The sequence below is a fragment of the Paraglaciecola sp. genome, from assembly GCF_039964565.1.
GTDB lineage: Bacteria > Pseudomonadota > Gammaproteobacteria > Enterobacterales > Alteromonadaceae > Paraglaciecola.
The window spans coordinates 1-19,112 of sequence record NZ_JBDVXF010000018.1; the positions used below are offsets into that span (position 1 = coordinate 1).

Sequence of the window (19,112 nt, forward strand, 5' to 3'; positions counted from 1 at the left end):
CCGAAAACTGGAAAATCAAAACCACGAGTAAAAAACTTTGCAATATATCTTGGCTCAAGGCAAAGTTGTAGGCATTACAAATTTATAGAAAGACGATGCTTTGAATAGTCAAAACTGACTTTTTCTACAGCCTCGTTAGGCTTTCAGGAGAGTTATGAGTTATCTAAAAGGAATCGTAATCATAATTGCGTGTTGGGTGAATAGTGTAAATGCAGAAAACATTTATGATGCTGCCAGAGATAGAATTATCCCAGTTGAAATTACTTTCCCTGATAACATCCAACTATGCTCTACAAAATTAAAGTGCCCAGTTGCTTTTTTAAGTGCTGGGTATGGAGTGTCACATACCAAATATACTTTCCTATCTAAGCAATTTAACCAACTTGGTTACCTTGTCATCGCAATAGGTCATGAGCTGCCAAGTGATCCTGCTTTATCCGTTTCAGGTAATTTATTTGAAACACGAAGTGAAAACTGGAATCGTGGTGCAAAAACATTAGATTTCTTAAAAAGCTCTTTGACTAAACGCTTTAATGAATACGATTTTGAGAAATTAACACTAATTGGTCACTCTAATGGTGGTGATATTTCAGCGTGGTTAGGTAATCAAACTAAGAGTTATATTCAAAAAATCATAACGCTAGATCATAGGCGTGTTCCTTTACCTCGTAATAGTGACTTCCAAATACTATCTATTCGGGCTAGTGATTACCCAGCAGATAAAGGTGTATTGCCAACAGAGACTGAACAAGAAAAGTATGGAAGTTGCGTAGTAAATATTCCTAAGGCAAAACATAACGATATTACTGACTTTGGTCCTGCGTGGTTAAAAGACAGGATTAACGTCTTAATAAATAGTCACTTAAACGGATTGCCTTGTTCTGAGCTAATAAAAGCCTAACAAGGCAATTAAAAGGAAAAATTACAGTTGGCTGTTTTTCGTTCCTCAAACATTTTAGCCAACTATAATTTTCCACTTATTGCGGCGTTAGCCATGCTTGGCACTGTCCTGTCATACTGGTGGCATATATATGTCGTATTAATAAAGGCAATACTTCTTCATATTGGTTAAACATTTATGAAGAGGGTTTGAAAAATGGAAATGGAATTAAACAAAGAAACGTTAAAAAACCAGAGAGATAGTAGGGCTTGGAGTCAGACGCAATTGGCTGAAGTCTCAGGGCTAAGTCTAAGAACAATTCAACGAATTGAAAAAACAGGAATCGCATCACAAGAGTCAGCAAAATCTTTAGCTGCTGTTTACGAATGTTCTATCACTGAATTAGTAACGAAAGGTTTTTCTTCGCAAATGGAAGATAGCTTTTCTTTTAGTAATATGAGTGTAAAAGCTAAGGTTATCCACTTTTCGGTGTTATTACCCGTTCTTTCAATTGCCTTATATCTTTTATGGACAGGTCACAACTCCACTGCTTGGGTGAGCTTGCTTAGGGATTCCATCTTTAGTAGCTCTATTTCAGAAGATAGGTTAGATAAAATTAGTTTTTTAATCTTGGTTTTAGTTGTTGGTTTACCATCACTAATTCCTGGATTTATTTATGAATATTATCAAGGTGTATATAAACGACAGCATGGCTAACAAAAACATCATGGTGGGAATTTTACTCGCTGGCCTTCGGCCAAAAGCTCTCCTAAAATTCCCATAGGGTTCTAGTTACTTTAGATGAATATTATGAAACTTAGAAAACTAGCATTATCTGTCTTTATTTGTTGTCTTGTAGTTTTTCTTTGGTCATTTTATCGGATGGAAACATGTGGTTATGACTGCGGTATATTTACACTCCACAGTGGAGGCGCAACCGTCATTTATTATTTGTTATCCTTCTGGCTTGGGTTAGCGTCTCTGGCTACATTTTTGAGTGCTACTTTTTACTTATTAAAACTTAAAGCAAAACTTTAATGGCAGTAAATATCCGCAACGGCAAAGAAGAAGAACGGCAAAGAAACAACGGCAAAGAAAACGGCAAAGAAGACACCCAACCTAAAAAGTAACGAAAACACCGATTGAGTACTTTTATTGCTTCGGGGGCTGGGTTGGGTTCTGCTCGCACAGTTAACAAGCATTTAGAACAGACTTTTAAAAAACTGGGTGTTGATAACAGAACGTGTGCCGCCGCGTTATCAATCAGAATGCTGGAAGGTTAAGTGAATAACTTTATTCTGTAAAATTTCTAAAAATAAAAGCGGCAACCTACATTGGTTTAGATTGTCGCTCTTGTTCGTTATCAACCCCAAATAAAGTATTAACTCGTCAATACTTTATTTAGAATAAGCTTTTGGCATATCAGACTTTGTTAAATATCGATCGCGTAAGTCATCTTGTCGGGAGCGTGTAGAAACCGATTCACCATTGATCCACATACTGTCTACCTTAGTACTCAATTCAAAAGGATCGGCGCTCCACAAAACTAAATCGGCCTTTTTACCAACCTGAATTCGACCTGAGTTTAGTTTAAATACATCGGCTACATTAGCGGTAAGCGCTGAAAGAGCATCCGTTCTTGATACACCATTGGCAACGGCAACTCCAGCATCAAAGCGTAAACGGTTTATATTATGGCTATCGCCCTCAGGCGCTAAAATGACCTTAACCCCCGCTTTGGTTAACATAGCCATATTACTTAAATTGGCGTGTAACGAATCAAAGCTACTGGGTAAATTGTCAATAGCACTAAGAATTATCGGTACATTAGCCGCCACTATTTCATCGATAATAAGTACCGCATCACTTGCCCCCACCAATACTAAATCAAGTCCATATTTTTGTTTTAACGCAATTAAAGCCAATAAGTCTGTTGCTCGGTCAGCATAAGCTATTAACGGTTTTTCACCCGCTAATAAAGCATTGATAACTAACTCATCACGTTTTGGCTCTTTATCTTTCGCAGCTTCTTTTGCTTTTTTGCCTTTACTTTTATTCGCTAACGCTTTTTGTGCATCTTCAAATTTGTAATCTAACGCTTGCAGTTTTTGTGCTCTTGAACCCTTAGTTTCAGCGCCTAAGTGCACTATTACTGCGTTTTGTCTGTCGGTTACACTATTGAATTCACCAGAAAGATCAACCACAAAAGATTGCCCCGCGAATAAGTCTTCTCCACCTTGAGGAGCAACAATATTGCTGGTAATCCCTCCTTTGCGAGTATATGCGATTAAGGTTGATTTGGGGTTAAATGCTAAGCTTGCATCAAAGGTAATATCGGCTTTTTTATCTTTACTATCACGACTTCTTGCCACTGCGCTCACTTCAACTAAACCGAGTGTATTCATACTGCCAATAAACCCAGGCGTCAGAATTCTTCCCTTGGCATCAATGATTTCATCAGTGTTAATATTTTCTGGGGTATTGTCACTACTGTAAACTTGCGTAATTTTACCTTGGTCAATAATAACCGTGGCGTTTTCAATAGTACCTTCGCCAGTAAGTGTGTAAACGGTGGCATGAGTAATAGCAGTGCTTTTTGCTTGTACCGTGCTGGTGATAAATGCACACAAAACAAAAGGAATAGTAACTAATGCATTTAAGATGGGTTTGTTAATTTGAATCAGTTTCATTGGTTAATTCCTACTTTTGCCCTAAAAGAAAGTCACTTTTCGCCTGATACTTTTCATCAAAACGATCATAAACTTTCGCGCCATCCACAAAAACTTGCTCTGCTTGCGCGTAAACACTAAATGGATTGGTATTCCATAACACTAGATCGGCATTCTTACCGACTTGTAAACTACCCGTTTTATCATCAATACCAAGTGACTTAGCCGCATTAGCGGTGATCCATTTGATGGCATCTTCTTCTTTTAACTCAAAACCATTCTCATTAGCTCGATACAGTACTTTGCCGGCTTCTTGATTTAACCGTTGAATAGTAGTGTCAGAATCTGAATGTACTATGGCACAAGAATTTTTTACCGAATCAACTATGGCAACATTTTCTTCTACCATGTCATAGGCTTCCATTTTAAAGCCCCACCAGTCTGGCCACATCGCAACACAGTTGCCATTGGCTGCGAGTTTGTCAGCAATTTTATAGGCTTCTATCGCATGATGGAAAGTCCCCGAGTGATAACTAAACTCTTTACCTATATCTATCATCACCGCCATTTCTTCAGCTTTGTAACAATGGTTATGCACTAAAACTTCACCATCAAGCACACCCATTAGCGTATCGAGCTCTAAATCTCGAACGGGTGCTTGGGGATTTTTACCCGCAGCATAGTCGGTGTCGTATTTATTCCAAGCTCGTTTATATTCAGCAGCTTCCGCCCAAGCAGCTCGATAACCCGCTACATTACCCATGCGAGTTGATGGCATTTGTTTTCTGCTACCATAAACCCGTTTTGGATTTTCTCCACAGGCCATTTTTAAACCATAAGGTGCGTCTGTAAACTTCATCGCTTGCATGGTATGACTTGGTACATTTTTTAAGGTGACACCGCGGCCGCCAAATAAGTTAGCCGAGCCAGGCAATATCTGTAAGGTGGTAATTCCACCCGCTCTTGCTGCTTGAAAGCCAGGATCTTGCGGCCATACGCTGTGCTCAGCCCATACCTCAGAAGTATTAGGAGAGCTCATTTCGTTACCGTCAGAGTGTGATTCTACGCTAGGGCTTGGATAAACCCCTAAATGAGAATGTACATCAATAATACCTGGGGTTATCCATTTTCCTTGTGCATCAATAACTTCAACATTAGTCGCGTTTAGGCCAACACCTACTTGTTTTATTTTTCCATCGACAAAAAGTACATCTGCATTATCAATTCGTTCACCAGTGCCCGTTAGAACCGTTGCTTGAGTAAACAAAGTATTTTGCTGCGGTAAAATTTTATAAGTACTTGGGAAAGGGTTTTTATTAATGGTTACTTTTTCATCTTGCTTTTCATTAGGTATACATGCAGTTAATGAGAGCGACACAGCGGCTATCATTAAGCTCCGTTTAAACAGGGGGTGGTTCATAGATATTCCTTGAAGTATCAACAATCTAATCAATTTATGTGTTTATTAAAAACTCCATATTTTATATTGAGCAGAACTAATTTAGACTTAAAAAGAATATTATGTTTGCTGACTTTCAACAAGCTAAAAGCCTTTAAGATGATTTAAACTTGGTTGACGTTTTAGCAAACACTCACTTTAAATACACTTTGTTGTAGTCGATTATGTGAGATTAAATACCTAGTTGGATTGAGCGTTAACGCTCTTTGAGGTAATTGGTAAGGAAGTCACTTTGAAAAAAATTGTATTGACGGGCTATATAAATGTAGCCGCAGAGCAAATTGATTCAATTAAATCTGCTCTTCCAAAACACATCACTTTAACTCTACAAGAGCCCGGATGTTTAGCGTTTAGAGTCACTCAAAGAGAACACCAACCAAGCATTTTTGAGGTTTATGAAGAATTCGTCGATAAACAAGCATTCGAAGCGCACCAAAAAAGAGTATTGAGCTCTAGCTGGGGAGTAATTTCTAAAGATGTTGGGCGCCACTATGTAGTAAAGAGTGTAGTAAAGAGTGTAGTAAAGGGTGTAGTGAAGGAATTTGAATAACGTTTCCCAAGCCACAACTTAAGCAAATCGGTTAACAGAATTGGTTGTACACCGTTATTTGGAAACAAAAATGAAAGTCATTTATTTAGCCATCTTCACGATTTTTACCCTAAGTTGCGGAAAACAAGTGTTGCATAACGAACATCCTCAATTCATCTTTGCGCAAATTATGTCTGACAATTCCCCCAATGTTTTGAGTGACGTGAGCCTTTTTCTATCTAGTAAAAATGCCTACAAACAACAATACAAGGCACTCTTGGAATATCACGGATACGAAGCGCCTTTCGATAATGAATTTGATTTTACCTTTGTTATTGTCGAAAGTTTAAAAGCAAATAAATTAGCAATAGATGTGGATTGGAGGGAAGCCCCTCAATTTGTATTGGACTCACTAAATGGAGTGTCTAATAACCGACTCTCTGTGTGCGTCAACTTTGAAGAACTTAAAAACGAATTTGCCAAAACGAGCAACAATATTTCGTTTTACTTATCAAAAGACCAACAATCTTTGCTGTTACAGTGTAGTAAAAGTGTGGGATTGGAAATTATTGGAATCGATAATGGTTCAGATTCATATGTTTTGACTGTAGCCAGTGTGAAGAATCTTTCCAAAATTTTGGAATACTCAGAAAAATCAAAAATAAAGCTAAACACTTGGTGAGACCCAGCCGCAAAGGCCTAAGCGAACTGATGGCTATTCAGAAAAATCACCATATTGGCTTTACTTTTGATATAAAAATGCCGCTTTTTGAAGCGGCATTTTTAGTTAAATCTTGCTCTTCAGTTACAAAATAAAGCGGCTCAAATCTTCGTCTTCCACTAACATATCTAAGTGATCATTGACGTATTTAGCGTCAACTATTAATGACTCACCATTTTTTTCAGATGCGTCGTAAGATATCTCTTCCATGAGTTTTTCCATCACTGTATGTAAACGTCTTGCGCCAATATTTTCGGTACGTTCATTTACTTGCCAGGCCGCTTGAGCAATACGCTCAATGCCGTCTTCAGAAAAGGAAACATCCACACCCTCTGTTTTCAACAGCGCTACATATTGCTCGGTAAGCGAAGCGTTGGGCTCGGTCAAAATTCGCACAAAATCGTGAGCGGTTAGGGCGCCTAACTCAACACGAATAGGTAAACGACCTTGTAATTCAGGGATCAAGTCAGAAGGTTTGCTCATTTGAAACGCACCAGAGGCAATAAACAAAATATGGTCGGTTTTAACCATGCCATGTTTAGTGGACACCGTTGAGCCTTCTACTAAAGGCAATAGGTCGCGTTGCACACCTTCGCGAGATACATCACCGCCACTTGTGGTGCCTTCACGTTTACAAATTTTGTCGATTTCATCGATAAAAACTATGCCGTTTTGTTCAAGGGATTCGATGGCGGTTTGTTTCAAATCTTCTTGATTGACCAACTTACTGGCTTCTTCTTCAGTCAATAATTTAAGGGCTTCCTTAACTTTTAGTTTCTTCTTTTTCTTTTCCTTGCCAGAAAGGTTTTGAAACATGCCTTGTAGCTGGTTAGTCATTTCTTCCATACCAGGAGGCGCCATGATCTCAACACCCACTTGAGGCGCTGCAACGTCTAATTCAATTTCTTTGTCGTCTAATTGACCTTCACGTAGTTTTTTACGGAAAATTTGTCTGGTGCCTTTATCTTGATGTTCTTCTTTATCACCAAAAGCATTTTCTGGAGGAGGTAACAATGCATCTAAAATGCGTTCTTCAGCGGCTTCTTCCGCGCGGAACTTCACCTTATTGGTGGCTTGTTCTTTAGTCATCTTGACTGCGATGTCGGCTAGGTCACGTATGATAGTTTCTACTTCTTTACCCACATAACCTACTTCGGTAAATTTGGTGGCTTCAACCTTAATAAAAGGTGCGTTCGCCAATTTTGCTAAGCGACGGGCAATTTCAGTTTTACCTACACCTGTTGGGCCAATCATCAAAATATTCTTAGGGGTAACTTCTTGGCGCAACTCTGAATCGAGCTGCATTCTGCGCCAGCGATTTCTAAGCGCAATAGAGACTGCTCTTTTGGCATCTTGCTGACCAATAATATGACTGTCCAATTCATGGACGATTTCTCTTGGGGTCATGTCTGACATAAATAAAACCTTATAATCTGGGTAAATGACCGGCGCTAATGATTGCTGCGCCAGTCACAAAAATAACTTTGCCGAAGTGCTTAATAATCTATCGTTTCAATGGTTTGGCTATGATTGGTAAATACGCATATATTGCCGGCTATGGTTAAGCTTTTTTCGGCAATTTCTTTGGCCGTTAGCTCAGTATTTTCCAGTAAAGCCATGGCGGCTGATTGCGCGAAGTTGCCGCCAGAGCCAATCGCAATTAAGTCATTTTCTGGCTGAACAACGTCTCCGTTACCGGTAATGATAAAAGAGGCAGTTTCGTCAGCCACTGCTAGTAAGGCTTCAAGCTTGCGCAACATTCGGTCGGTGCGCCAATCTTTAGCCAGTTCAACGGCAGCACGAGTTAGGTTGCCTTGGTGCATTTCAAGTTTAGACTCAAAACGTTCAAACAAAGTAAAGGCGTCAGCTGTGCCGCCAGCAAAACCTGCTAGTACTTTGTTGTTATAAAGGCGGCGCACTTTTTTGGCGTTGCCTTTCATTACAGTATTGCCAAGTGAAACTTGACCGTCACCGGCTATTACTACTTGGTTATTGCGGCGTACAGATACAATGGTAGTCACGAAAATTCCTTCAGTGTCCAAGGACAACTTAATGAGATGACATTTAGTTGTCAGGGCTAAGAGTGGGCTATGGTTTTCAATATTTTAGAAAACGCCGCCGAGTGGAATAGATGTGGGGAGCATTCTTTTTTTTTCAAGCTGCAGGCTTATGCTCTGCAGCCATATTGGTTAAAGATTCCAATTCCAAATTTTACAGCCGTTAATTTTGGCACGTTGTAAGGTGTGGCGGTCTTTTTCAGCGCCACGTTTGCTGTCGTAAGGACCAAGAATTACGCGGTACCATTTTCCAGTGGAGCCTTGGCTTGGTCTCACTTGTGCTTCTAAGCCTTGAAAAGCTATTTTTGCTTTAAGCTCTTGCGCTTGACCGTTTGTTCTAAATGAGCCGCATTGGATAAGACGGCGCACTGTTGGTTGGTCTTGTTCTTTATGGTCTATTTCTACTGTGTATTCGGGTAGGGTTTTAATAAACTCCCATTCTTCCTCAGGAATTTCTGGCAAGGCATTTTCTTGCTTGGTAGCTTGCTCAGGAGTAACAACTTTTGTAGTTGTATCATCAGGTGCAGTACCTTTGATACTCCAAAGAAAATAGCCAAACCCTGCCACCAAAGTTAAAGTGATGATAATCCGTAACCATGGTAGTGACGGTTTGGGGGGCGGAGGAGCGGCTTTCTTACCGCGGCCACGAGCCACATAATCTTTGTGTGCCATATTTATAAAAGTACTGCTAGGAAATAATAGAATCGATCTTACCTATGATCACAGGATCCTCAATCAGAATCTTCATTATTATTAGTTTCAGGTGAAATCTTGGGGATCAATATCTAACGACCAGCGAATTTTATTGGCTAGTTGTAAGGATTCAATCTGTTGAATTTGCTGTGCAATGGCTTTTTGCAAACGACTACGTTGCGAACTTTGCAACAAAAGCTGCATCCTAAAATGCCCTTGACGTTTTTCCATCAAGGCAGGAATAGGCCCCAAACAACTTACCCCGTCTACATGGCTAAATAGTTGCGCTATTTGTTGTAAAAAATCAAAAGCGTCTCTGGCACTTAACGCCTGCGCTTTAAATAACGCTTGAAAACTATGGGGCGGTAAATTGGCATGTTGCCTTTCCATCAACGCATATTGCGCAAAGTGACTGTAACCGTTATTGATTAAGTCTTGAAGCAGAGGATGCCCAGGATCGTGGGTTTGCAACCACATCTCACCTGGTTTTTCAGCGCGCCCAGCGCGGCCTGCTAGTTGTGTAATAAGTTGCGCTAAATGTTCAGCCGCGCGATAGTCTGCGCTAAACAAGGCTCCGTCTACATCTAAAATTAATACCAGCGTCACGTTTGGAAAATGATGGCCTTTAGATAAAATTTGGGTGCCAATTAATATTTGATGCTCATTATTGTTAATACTGTTGAGCATTTTATCTAACTTGTTTTTACCTCTAGCGCTATCACTGTCTATGCGAATACTACTGTATTGCGGAAAGTACTCAGCTAAACCTTGCTCTAGTTGCTCGGTACCTACACCCATGGATACCAATTCGTGGGAGTGACATTGTTGACAGGTTTTAGGGATAGGTTTAGCACTACCACAATGGTGACACTGTAATTTGTACAACTGTTTATGCACAGTATAAGGCTTGTCACAGTGTTTACAGTGTTCCACAAAACCACATTGATGACACATTAAAGCAGGTGCATAACCGCGGCGATTAATAAACAACATCACTTGGCTGTCTTGCTGCAAGTGTTGGCTCATACGCTCTAACATGCCTTGCGCCACACCGAACTTTAACGGTTGTTGGCGAATGTCGAATACATGCTGCGTCGCAAGTGCGGCGTTTCCGGCTCGCTGATGTAATTTTAAATGTTGATATTTACCACTTAAGGCGTTGTTGAGAGTTTCTAGTGCTGGTGTAGCCGAGCCTAGTACCAGTGGAATATTCTCTTCGTGAGCGCGCATTACCGCTAAGTCACGGGCGTGATAACGTAATCCGTCTTGCTGTTTATATGAAGAATCGTGTTCTTCATCCACAATCAGTAAACCAGGCTTAAGCATCGGAGTGAAAATAGCCGAGCGAGTGCCAATAATAATGCCTAACTTTGCACTAGCACTTTGTTGCCATACTTGAAGGCGCTCATTGTTATTGAGTCCAGAATGCAGCACACCGACTTCTATCCCAAAGCGATACTTAAATCTATGCACAGTTTGCGGGGTGAGACCAATTTCGGGCACCAATATTAATACCTGCTTACCTTGTTTTAATACTTGCTCTATGGCCTGCAAGTACACTTCTGTCTTGCCGCTGCCAGTAATACCATCCAACAAGAAACAGCCATACTGGTCGAGCTTGGCTTCAATACAACTTATCGCTATGGCTTGCTCAACATTGGCTTTAGGTTTGTCTTGCACTACTAAATCTTGTTGCCAAGTGGGTTCCTGGGACACTTGTTTGCTGATTGATTCAACTAATGCTTTTTCTACAAGGGCCTTAATAGCGGCTGCGCCAAATTCAGACTTGGCCTTTGACTTCAAGCAATCTTGTTTTTGTAGGGCTTCTAGTAATGCTCGCTGCTTTGGAGCGCGAGATAAACTGCTTAAGTCTGTAGCTTGGCCTTGGTGACTTAAGGTCCAAAATTCGATGGGTTTCTCTTGGCTCGATTCACCTTTGCGCAGTGCCACTGGCATGGCGGTTTGTACTACATCTCCTATGGGATGTTTATAATATTGTGCTAACCAACTACATAGTTTAATCAGTATTGGGTCAAATATTGGCGAATCATCTAGCACCGCCTCGATGGATTTTAGTTTGCTGATATCCCAAGCAGATTGGTCACTCGTTTCCCACACGACACCTAATAACTTACGCGGCCCAAATGGCACCGAGACACGCACGCCAATGGCTAATGCTTTGCCATCGTAGCGATAATCAAATAATTGGCGCTTGGGAATAGGGAGAGCAACACGAATTATGAGCATTTAAATAATACAAGCCTTTAATGAAATATGATTTATAGCGGTGATCCTTACAACTTACCTTTATAAGTTGGCTACTCTCATTCGCCGTGGGCAGAGTTATTCCAATTATTTGAGGTATTTAGTGCTGGTTTGAGTATAAATTCAACAAAACCCTTGATCGCCCAAGCTGGTTACATTAATATGCGCGCCACTTTGCGGCAAGCCACAAAGCTTTTTAATTTAATTTTCGTATGGTGTTCAACTTCGGGTTGAATAGCGATGCGGCCTGACGAAGAGGTAACCCATGAAACAAGATATCCATCCTGATTATCAAGAAATGACTGCAAACTGTTCTTGCGGTAATGTTATCAAAGTACGTTCTACTTTGAAAAAAGACATCAACTTAGACGTATGTTCGTCTTGCCACCCTTTCTACACAGGCAAGCAACGTAACGTTGATACTGGTGGTCGTGTTGACAAATTCAACAAACGTTTTGCTGGTCTTAAGAAAAGCTAAAATTGTTTGTCAATTGGCAATACACCACAAAGGCGCTGATTCAGCGCCTTTTTTTGTACCTAGATTTTGTTGCGTCAAATTCATGTGTTTGATTCCCCTTACCAAGGTCTTTTACACTATGGCTCGCATGGTAAAATGTTGAAAACGATTTCAACCTGACCAATTAAACTCTTTTGTAAATCAAATACATAAAGGGTTTGTCTGTATATATTTTAATTATATTGGCTATACAAAATAAGAACTCTGATCTGATATGTTCAGCGACTAAAGCTGTGTTACCTTGCTATTAGCAATGTTGTTTAACGCTGTGTCTGATGGACTTATTTCACAAAAATCAAGATTAATAAGAACACCATTCGAGGTTGCAACTGTTCATCAATATTTATTCTTTTTAAAGGACTGAACCAATAATGTCTGATTTCCGCCAACAAGCTCTCGATTATCATGCTAAACCTGTCCCAGGAAAAATCAGCATTGAAATTACCAAGCCCGCCGAAACTGTTACCGATTTAGCATTGGCTTATAGCCCTGGAGTAGCAGAGCCGGTTCGAGAGATTGCAGCAGACCCAGACGCAGCCTTTAAATACACAGGTAAAGGCAACTTAGTGGCGGTCATATCAAATGGTACTGCGATTTTAGGGCTTGGCAATTTAGGCCCCCTTGCATCCAAACCTGTGATGGAAGGCAAAGCTTTGTTATTTAAACGTTTTGCGAATATCGATTCGATTGATATTGAAGTGAAACATACTTCAACGGAAGACTTTATCAATACGGTGGCGAATATCGCCGATACTTTTGGTGGTATCAATTTAGAAGATATTAAGGCACCTGAATGTTTTGAAATTGAACAAGAATTAATAAAGCGTTGTGCCATCCCAGTGTTTCATGATGATCAGCATGGTACTGCAATAGTTACTGCCGCTGGTATGTTGAATGCGTTGGAAATTCAAGGCAAAAACATTAATGATGCCACTATAGTGTGTTTAGGCGCGGGTGCTGCCGCTACCGCTTGTATGGAGCTGTTGGTTAAATGTGGTGCTAAGCGCGAACGTATCTATATGCTTGATAGAAAAGGTGTGATCCATACTCGTCGCGAAGACCTGACTTTCCACAAAAAATTATTTGCTAATAATACTGATAAACGCACCTTAGAAGATGCCTTAGATTGCGCTGATGTATTTGTGGGGGTGTCTGGTCCTAATTTACTACCGCCCGAAGCCTTAAAATTAATGGCTCCTAAGCCGGTAATATTTGCCTGTTCTAATCCTGATCCTGAAATTAAGCCTGAGTTAGCTCACAAAATACGCGATGACTTAATTATGGCTACCGGGCGCTCTGATTATCCAAATCAAGTAAACAATGTTTTGTGTTTCCCGTTCATTTTTCGTGGCGCGTTAGATGTACGCGCCTCGCAAATTAACGACGAAATGAAAATTGCCGCAGTGGATGCAATTCGCGCCATTGCTAAAGAAGAAGTACCTAAAGACGTTTTATCCGCCAGTAACATTGATAGTCTGAGTTTTGGCAAGGACTACATTATCCCTAAACCTATGGATCCTCGCTTGTTAAAACGTGTCGCAAAAGCAGTCGCCCAAGCTGCGCTCGATTCTGGCGTGGCTGCCATTACTCAGTTGCCAGCCAGTTACTTACAGGATTAACTTGGCTGCTTGGCTTAATCCTCTCAAAGTGTCCCCATAAGCTATGTGGGGCTAGTTTGATTTTTACTTGCCACAAAAGGTAGATTAAGGGGATATTCCCCTGAGCTGCCAAATAATCACATCCTGATAATTAGCTAAATGTAACAAAATTTCGCAATATACGACGAATAACCCAAGTTAAGCGGCGGATTATCGCGCGAAATACTGAGTTGAACGCTTCACCGCGTTTAACCGCAATTGAGCATTTTTGGTGCTTCAATCTCAATTTCAATCTCTACTCTATGGGTGTACACAAAATAACACCAGCAACCAACATAGAGAGATTTATCATGAAAAAAGCAATTATTAGCACCATCATCAGCGCAGGTATCTTTTTGGCAGGCGGCGCTCAAGCGGCTAACAAAATGGATCCAGCAGTTGAAAGTAAATTAGTTAAAGTATGTGAAGCGATTAAAAGTGACAGCGTTATTAAAGTAAATGTAGCCATACGAGATAGCGGCCTAGGAATGAAACGCATTGCCGACGGTTTAGTGTGTAATGGTTATGATGCTGTTAGTTTTGCCATGGCCAATGAAGCTCAAAAAACCGCTAAATTTATGGCGAAAAAAAGCACCGCAGACAATCAGGAATTCTTGGCTAGTTTATAGACCACTAATATGAAAATTCCAAAAGACAGTGAGTTAAACTAGCTATCAAAATTAGTTTTTCTCACTGCGCATTCCACCTATCAAAAATTTTTTCTAGCAATAAAACAACTATATGTTGATTGCACCTTTTGTTGCCCAGCTTACTCCAAAACTGACGAGCCATGTTTCGAAATAATCGCATCGATATGAGTTGATAACGCGTTTAATGCGAGTGTGTTCCACTCGTCTGGACTAATTAAAGTTGAAATAGCGTGGTGTTTTAAGCTCACGTAACCATGTACAAATGCCCAAATCTCAAGTGCGATTCGTTGCTTTTTAGCAATGGGAGTATCTTCAGGCAGAATAAGTGAACTCACTCGAATTAACAGTTTGAAGGCTTTTTCAGCTATGTCACGGGCCTCTTCAGACGGATAATAACCAGGATCGCTTTCGCCAAATATTAGGCGGTAATGAGCTTCATATTTTTCAGCCACCTCTAAATAACCTTTGACGCCTTGCAAAATGGTTTCTCTGGGTCCTTTGGCAGACTTGAGTATATCCATAGCAGCAAATACTTTCTGAAACCCTTCGATGTACAGTTCGTCTAGAATGCCTTGCTTGCCTTTAAAGTGACTGTATATGCCAATTGTAGAGACGCCAGCACGTTTGGATATGGCTCTAACGCTCAGTGCTGAAGTACCGCCTTCTAGGAACAATTCAGATGCTGCTTGTAAAATAATGCTCTTTGCGTCGCTCATGATGATGATTTAACCACTTGATAAGATAATTTGTTGACCTGCATAACACTGTTATGATTAACTATAACAGTGTTATGTGCAATGTGATTTTTATCTAACTGCACAATATTCCCTCATATTAAGCAGGACAAAAATAATGACTACATTCACCCATGAAACAGATTACTTAATAGTTGGCAGTGGTGCGGTAGGTATGGCATTTGCCGATATCTTACTGACCGACAGTGACGCCAACATAATGATTGTCGACCGATTCCATAAACCCGGTGGCCATTGGAACGTCGCCTATCCTTTTGTGACTTTGCATCAACCTTCTTCTTTTTATGGAGTCAGTTCTCGTGAGTTGAGTAAGGGCTGTATTGACAAAGTGGGTCTTAACAAAGGATTAAACGAGCTCGCATCTGGAGCTGAGGTGAGTGCCTATTTCGATGACGTGATGCGCGAACAGTTTTTACCTTCTGGAAGGGTACAGTATTTCCCTATGTGTGATTACAAAGGTGATGGTAAGTTTGTTTCTTCACTTACTGGTGAAACCCATCAAGTTAAAGTGAATAAAAAAACGGTTGATGCCACCTATTTGAATACTCATGTTCCCTCAACTCATACCCCTAATTTCAGCATTGCGGCTGATGTGCAATTTATGCCATTAAATGATTTACCCAAAGTGACACAACCTCCTGCAGGTTATGTGGTGATTGGAGGCGGTAAAACAGGCATTGATGCAGTTTTGTGGTTGCTCGAAAAAAATGTCAATCCCGACGACATCCAATGGATCATGCCAAGAGATGCTTGGTTAATTGACCGCCAAAATACCCAACCTACCGAAGAGTTTTTTGTTGAATCCATTGGTGCTCAGGCGGCGCAAATGGAAGCGATAGCGCAATCTAGTTCGGTTGAGGATATGTTTGATCGCTTAGAGAAAGCCGGCGTGTTCTTGCGGATTGATACTAATGTTCAGCCAGAGATGTTTCATGGTGCAACGGTCAGCCAAATGGAATTAGCAGAGTTACGTAAAGTCAAAAACATAATACGTAAGGGCAGAGTGACGAGCCTTGAAAGCAACCAAATAGTGTTAGAAAAAGGCACAATCCCCACATCAACAAACCATCTTCACATTGACTGCTCAGCGAGTGCTTTGGTGAATTTAGAAACTAAGCCTATTTTTGAAGGCAATCTAATTACTCCGCAAACAGTGCGTTCTTACCAACCCGTTTTCAGTGCCGCCTTTATTGCTCACATAGAGTTAGCTTACCCAGAAGAGGTTAAGAATAAAATTTGTAATGTCGTACCACTACCAAACACCTTAACCGATTGGTTACGTTTAACCGCGGCCTTTATGATGAACCAGTACATCTGGTCTCAGGATGATAATTTACGTAATTGGCTACTAAAAAATAGACTTGATGGGTTTAGCCAGTTAATGCGCAGCGTGAAAGACGACGAAGTAGAAAAACAAGCCATCATTCAGCGCTTACGAGAAAATGCGCAGCCAGCAATGGGTAAACTTCAACAATATTTGGCGCAAATACAAAGTGCGGCGAGCTAAGGAAATAATGATGAGTGAATTTCAAATACGCAAAGATAACTATCATACCAATAGAGTCGTGGCCACTGACTTATCAGAAAGTGACATCGCTGCTGGCGAAGTATTAGTGAAAATTGACAAGTTTGCGTTTACCGCTAACAACATTACCTATGCTGTAGTGGGTGATCAATTTGGATATTGGCAGTTTTTTCCACCCACAGGAAAAGATGTAAAGGAGTGGGGGATTTTACCGGTTTGGGGTTTTGCCGATGTAGTGGCATCTAATGCAGAAAACGTCGCGGTGGGCGAGCGTTTATTTGGTTATTTTCCGCCAGCTACCTACCTTAAAATGACCCCTACTGCTGTTAGCGAATATCGCTGGATAGATGGGGCTGAACATCGCGCTCCTTTGCCATCAGGATATAACGCCTACCGCAGGGTATTGGCAGAGCCAAATTATAATAAGGCGATGGATGATTATCGGATGTTGTTGTTTCCATTGCATATTACGTCATATTGCTTATACGACAACTTGCAAGACAGAAACTGGTTTGGTGCCGAACAAGTTGTGGTCATTAGTGCCTCTAGTAAAACTAGCATTGGTTTAGGCTATGCCCTGTCTGATGACATAAATGCCCCCAGTACCATTGGCATGACCTCGCAGCGCAATCTGGGCATGGTGACTGATTTGGACATTTATGACAGCACAGTGACTTATGACAACTTGACCTCGATTGACCCATCAATACCCACTGTCATAGTGGATATGTCTGGAAACGGAGAAGTACTAGGGCGGCTACATAAACACCTTGGCGCCAACATGAAGTTTTGTTCGAATGTGGGTTTCACCCATTGGGAAGACGGTGGTATGGGTCCCGACTTTATTCAGCAACGCAGCGAAATGTTTTTTGCCCCGGCGCATATTCAAAAACGTATTAAAGACTGGGGCCCTGAAGTATTTGAGCAAAAAACCACTGCCTTTATGCAATCTACTATTCAAAGAAGTGCTAGTTGGTTAAAGCTGACTCAGTTGCATGGCTTAAATGGTTTGGCTGACGTTTATCAGGATGTGTGTGACGGTAAGGTAGATCCTGAGGCAGGGTTAATCATTAAAATGTAAGTGTCTTCCTATCACCGATACATTGACCGATTAATCCGCATCAGGTGTTACAACTTCAACATTTCCTGCAGTGATATTGGTCACATCACTTTTAAAAGTGCTCAGCTCGCTACTCGCTAAAGCAATAGCTAGAGTGACTTGCTGAGCATATTTAGGTTCTATATTTTCTACGTCATAACGCTCTAACAATCGCGAAATACTACCATCATAGGCGTAGTCGTAACTTAGTTGCACAGCAGTACGAGCGACCTTTAGTTTTAAGGGTAATTCTGATAACACTAAAGAAACCGCATCAGAGTAGGCGCGCTGCAGGCCTCCTGTGCCCAGCTTAGTACCTCCAAAGTAGCGCACCACTGCCACTACTAAATCGCCATACCCACTGTACTCGAGTACTTTTAACATAGGCATACCAGCAGTGCCACTGGGCTCTCCGTCGTCACTCATAGAGCGAATAGTTGTATTGGGTGCGCCAGCAATATAAGCCCAGCACACGTGATTGGCCTGAGGATGTTGCTCTCGCAATGAACGAATAAAATCCTCTGCCTCACGACGATTAACGGCAGGCGCGGCAAAGGTCAAAAATTTACTGCGTTTAACTTCTAACTCTACTTGATGTACCTTTGCTGGCACTTGATAACTTGCTGCTGTCATGGTTGATTCGCTATTAAGCCCACATCACTAAAATTGCCGCAGTTGCGATAAGCAACAATCCTATTATCTCGTACTGTTTGACTTTGTTTTTTAACCAGAATGTGGCGATTAAAATGGTCAATAATACCTCTATTTGGCCAAGTGTTTTGACATAAGCAACATGTTGTAGGGCCATCGCACTAAACCAACAAATAGAGCCAAAACAACTGGTGGCACTCGTAGCAAAGGTCATTTTTGCGTTGTTTTTAAGGGCACTAAAAGTACTTCTGTCTTTAATTGCAATATAGCTCACTAACAGACTTGTCTGAATACATAACACCCAAAGTAATACCCAAGCCGCGCTATGAGGAAAAGGCACTTGTAACATGTGACTGGCTTCTCGCACGTATAACGATGTGAGAGCAAAACACGTACCGCAGGCTAAACCTATCAATACAGTTTTAAAGCTAAGCTGCCCTTTTCGGCCGCCTCCTGACAGCACAAAAATTGCGGCCGCCCCAATTAAAATACCTACCCAACCAAATAAATTGAGTTGACTCCCAAAAAACAAGGTTCCTAGTACACCGGCGACTAAGGCTTCACTTTTGGCAAGTCCTGCACCAATAGCAAAGTTTTTTTGTTTAAATAAAATCACCATTAACGAAGTCGCGAAAATTTGCATCACAGACGCAAGTAAAACTATCAATATAAATTCTGTGGTGAACTCGGGGATGGATTGATTTGAAAAAGTGTACAGCAATAATAGGTATATCAACGCAATAGGAGGCGCGAATAAAAAGCGTGATAGGGTCACGCCAGAGGTGCTCATATGCGCACTTAATTTACTTTGCAAAGCGTTACGAAACGTTTGCATCACCACTGCACCCAAAGTAAAGAAAACCCAGCTCACAAAAATTCCTTATTGACCTAAAACATGATCTTACCCTACAAAAGCCATAAAGCTTAATCACCTGATCACATATCTAGTATTTTCGGTGTATATCCAATTGAGTTGAATTTCTACTTTTGGAGGACTTGATATCA

18 protein-coding genes are annotated in these 19,112 nt (G+C 40.9%); 9 read left to right on the forward strand and 9 right to left on the reverse strand.

The features are described 5' to 3' along the window. Nucleotides 1-154: 154 nt before the first annotated feature. Nucleotides 155-901 carry an alpha/beta hydrolase gene (locus ABJK37_RS07995; protein ID WP_348351860.1) on the forward strand — a complete coding sequence of 249 codons (747 nt, stop codon included), beginning with the start codon at nt 155-157 and terminating at the stop codon, nt 899-901. Nucleotides 902-1,096: 195 nt separating this feature from the next. Beyond that, a complete protein-coding gene (locus ABJK37_RS08000; protein ID WP_348351862.1) occupies nt 1,097-1,597 on the forward strand; it encodes a helix-turn-helix transcriptional regulator in 501 nt (166 codons plus the stop codon). A gap of 680 nt (nt 1,598-2,277) precedes the next feature. Here the strand turns inward: ABJK37_RS08000 and ABJK37_RS08005 are convergent. Continuing rightward, nucleotides 2,278-3,570 (reverse strand): amidohydrolase family protein, encoded by a 1,293-nt coding sequence (locus ABJK37_RS08005; protein ID WP_348351864.1) that lies wholly within the window; start codon nt 3,568-3,570, stop codon nt 2,278-2,280. 10 nt (nt 3,571-3,580) lie between these two features. Then, nucleotides 3,581-4,939, reverse strand: a complete 1,359-nt coding sequence (locus tag ABJK37_RS08010) for an amidohydrolase (RefSeq protein WP_348351939.1) — start codon at nt 4,937-4,939, stop codon at nt 3,581-3,583. A gap of 301 nt (nt 4,940-5,240) precedes the next feature. Here ABJK37_RS08010 and ABJK37_RS08015 point away from each other — a divergent pair, with 301 nt between their 5' ends. Both ABJK37_RS08015 and ABJK37_RS08020 read left to right on the forward strand, forming a co-directional pair. Next, nucleotides 5,241-5,558: an antibiotic biosynthesis monooxygenase gene (locus tag ABJK37_RS08015; protein ID WP_348351866.1), complete on the forward strand. Its 318-nt coding sequence runs from the start codon at nt 5,241-5,243 to the stop codon at nt 5,556-5,558. Nucleotides 5,559-5,628: 70 nt separating this feature from the next. Next, nucleotides 5,629-6,219, forward strand: a complete 591-nt coding sequence (locus ABJK37_RS08020; protein WP_348351867.1) for a hypothetical protein — start codon at nt 5,629-5,631, stop codon at nt 6,217-6,219. Nucleotides 6,220-6,342: 123 nt separating this feature from the next. Here the strand turns inward: ABJK37_RS08020 and hslU are convergent, their stop codons facing one another. From hslU to priA, 4 genes are all read right to left on the reverse strand, one after another. After that, nucleotides 6,343-7,674 (reverse strand): HslU--HslV peptidase ATPase subunit, encoded by a 1,332-nt coding sequence (gene hslU / locus ABJK37_RS08025; RefSeq protein WP_348351869.1) that lies wholly within the window; start codon nt 7,672-7,674, stop codon nt 6,343-6,345. Nucleotides 7,675-7,754: 80 nt separating this feature from the next. After that, entirely contained in the window at nt 7,755-8,279 is a 525-nt protein-coding gene (gene hslV, locus ABJK37_RS08030) for an ATP-dependent protease subunit HslV (RefSeq protein WP_215933653.1), read from the reverse strand. A 168-nt stretch (nt 8,280-8,447) separates the two neighbouring features. Then, nucleotides 8,448-8,987 (reverse strand): SPOR domain-containing protein, encoded by a 540-nt coding sequence (locus ABJK37_RS08035; protein WP_348351872.1) that lies wholly within the window; start codon nt 8,985-8,987, stop codon nt 8,448-8,450. Between the two features lie 87 nt (nt 8,988-9,074). Beyond that, complete coding sequence (priA, locus tag ABJK37_RS08040) at nt 9,075-11,255, reverse strand: primosomal protein N' (RefSeq protein ID WP_348351874.1); 2,181 nt, start codon at nt 11,253-11,255, stop codon at nt 9,075-9,077. A gap of 283 nt (nt 11,256-11,538) precedes the next feature. Between priA and rpmE the strand changes: the two genes are divergently transcribed. The 3 genes from rpmE to ABJK37_RS08055 all read left to right on the forward strand — a co-directional run bounded on the left by rpmE (nt 11,539) and on the right by ABJK37_RS08055 (nt 14,056). Then, on the forward strand, nt 11,539-11,751 hold the full coding sequence (rpmE, locus tag ABJK37_RS08045) for a 50S ribosomal protein L31 (protein ID WP_007625132.1): 213 nt from the start codon (nt 11,539-11,541) through the stop codon (nt 11,749-11,751). Between the two features lie 410 nt (nt 11,752-12,161). Continuing rightward, nucleotides 12,162-13,409, forward strand: a complete 1,248-nt coding sequence (locus ABJK37_RS08050; protein ID WP_348351876.1) for a malic enzyme-like NAD(P)-binding protein — start codon at nt 12,162-12,164, stop codon at nt 13,407-13,409. A 329-nt stretch (nt 13,410-13,738) separates the two neighbouring features. Further along, nucleotides 13,739-14,056 carry a DUF3718 domain-containing protein gene (locus ABJK37_RS08055; protein WP_348351878.1) on the forward strand — a complete coding sequence of 106 codons (318 nt, stop codon included), beginning with the start codon at nt 13,739-13,741 and terminating at the stop codon, nt 14,054-14,056. A gap of 140 nt (nt 14,057-14,196) precedes the next feature. Here ABJK37_RS08055 and ABJK37_RS08060 read toward each other — a convergent pair whose 3' ends face one another. Next, nucleotides 14,197-14,793: a TetR/AcrR family transcriptional regulator gene (locus tag ABJK37_RS08060; RefSeq protein WP_348351880.1), complete on the reverse strand. Its 597-nt coding sequence runs from the start codon at nt 14,791-14,793 to the stop codon at nt 14,197-14,199. Nucleotides 14,794-14,929: 136 nt separating this feature from the next. Between ABJK37_RS08060 and ABJK37_RS08065 the strand changes: the two genes are divergently transcribed. Together ABJK37_RS08065 and ABJK37_RS08070 are read left to right on the forward strand one after the other, a co-directional pair. Next, nucleotides 14,930-16,339 carry an NAD(P)/FAD-dependent oxidoreductase gene (locus tag ABJK37_RS08065; protein WP_348351882.1) on the forward strand — a complete coding sequence of 470 codons (1,410 nt, stop codon included), beginning with the start codon at nt 14,930-14,932 and terminating at the stop codon, nt 16,337-16,339. Nucleotides 16,340-16,349: 10 nt separating this feature from the next. Further along, nucleotides 16,350-17,438 (forward strand): DUF2855 family protein, encoded by a 1,089-nt coding sequence (locus ABJK37_RS08070; protein ID WP_348351884.1) that lies wholly within the window; start codon nt 16,350-16,352, stop codon nt 17,436-17,438. Nucleotides 17,439-17,468: 30 nt separating this feature from the next. On the opposite strand, the gene ABJK37_RS08075 is transcribed toward ABJK37_RS08070, so the two are convergent. Continuing rightward, complete coding sequence (locus ABJK37_RS08075) at nt 17,469-18,089, reverse strand: YigZ family protein (protein WP_348351886.1); 621 nt, start codon at nt 18,087-18,089, stop codon at nt 17,469-17,471. 13 nt (nt 18,090-18,102) lie between these two features. Further along, nucleotides 18,103-18,978: a DMT family transporter gene (locus tag ABJK37_RS08080; protein ID WP_348351888.1), complete on the reverse strand. Its 876-nt coding sequence runs from the start codon at nt 18,976-18,978 to the stop codon at nt 18,103-18,105. Nucleotides 18,979-19,112 lie beyond the last annotated feature (134 nt).

Bases quoted from the DNA above. Each gene is read 5' to 3' on its own strand.
- ABJK37_RS08010 (WP_348351939.1), bottom strand. From the start codon at position 4,939: ATGATAGCCGCTGTGTCGCTCTCATTAACTGCATGTATACCTAATGAA.
- ABJK37_RS08065 (WP_348351882.1), top strand. From the start codon at position 14,930: ATGACTACATTCACCCATGAAACAGATTACTTAATAGTTGGCAGTGGT.
- ABJK37_RS08060 (WP_348351880.1), bottom strand. From the start codon at position 14,793: ATGAGCGACGCAAAGAGCATTATTTTACAAGCAGCATCTGAATTGTTC.
- ABJK37_RS08055 (WP_348351878.1), top strand. From the start codon at position 13,739: ATGAAAAAAGCAATTATTAGCACCATCATCAGCGCAGGTATCTTTTTG.
- ABJK37_RS08020 (WP_348351867.1), top strand. From the start codon at position 5,629: ATGAAAGTCATTTATTTAGCCATCTTCACGATTTTTACCCTAAGTTGC.
- ABJK37_RS08035 (WP_348351872.1), bottom strand. From the start codon at position 8,987: ATGGCACACAAAGATTATGTGGCTCGTGGCCGCGGTAAGAAAGCCGCT.
- ABJK37_RS08075 (WP_348351886.1), bottom strand. From the start codon at position 18,089: ATGACAGCAGCAAGTTATCAAGTGCCAGCAAAGGTACATCAAGTAGAG.
- ABJK37_RS08000 (WP_348351862.1), top strand. From the start codon at position 1,097: ATGGAAATGGAATTAAACAAAGAAACGTTAAAAAACCAGAGAGATAGT.
- rpmE (WP_007625132.1), top strand. From the start codon at position 11,539: ATGAAACAAGATATCCATCCTGATTATCAAGAAATGACTGCAAACTGT.
- ABJK37_RS08005 (WP_348351864.1), bottom strand. From the start codon at position 3,570: ATGAAACTGATTCAAATTAACAAACCCATCTTAAATGCATTAGTTACT.
- ABJK37_RS08050 (WP_348351876.1), top strand. From the start codon at position 12,162: ATGTCTGATTTCCGCCAACAAGCTCTCGATTATCATGCTAAACCTGTC.
- priA (WP_348351874.1), bottom strand. From the start codon at position 11,255: ATGCTCATAATTCGTGTTGCTCTCCCTATTCCCAAGCGCCAATTATTT.
- hslU (WP_348351869.1), bottom strand. From the start codon at position 7,674: ATGTCAGACATGACCCCAAGAGAAATCGTCCATGAATTGGACAGTCAT.
- ABJK37_RS07995 (WP_348351860.1), top strand. From the start codon at position 155: ATGAGTTATCTAAAAGGAATCGTAATCATAATTGCGTGTTGGGTGAAT.
- ABJK37_RS08070 (WP_348351884.1), top strand. From the start codon at position 16,350: ATGAGTGAATTTCAAATACGCAAAGATAACTATCATACCAATAGAGTC.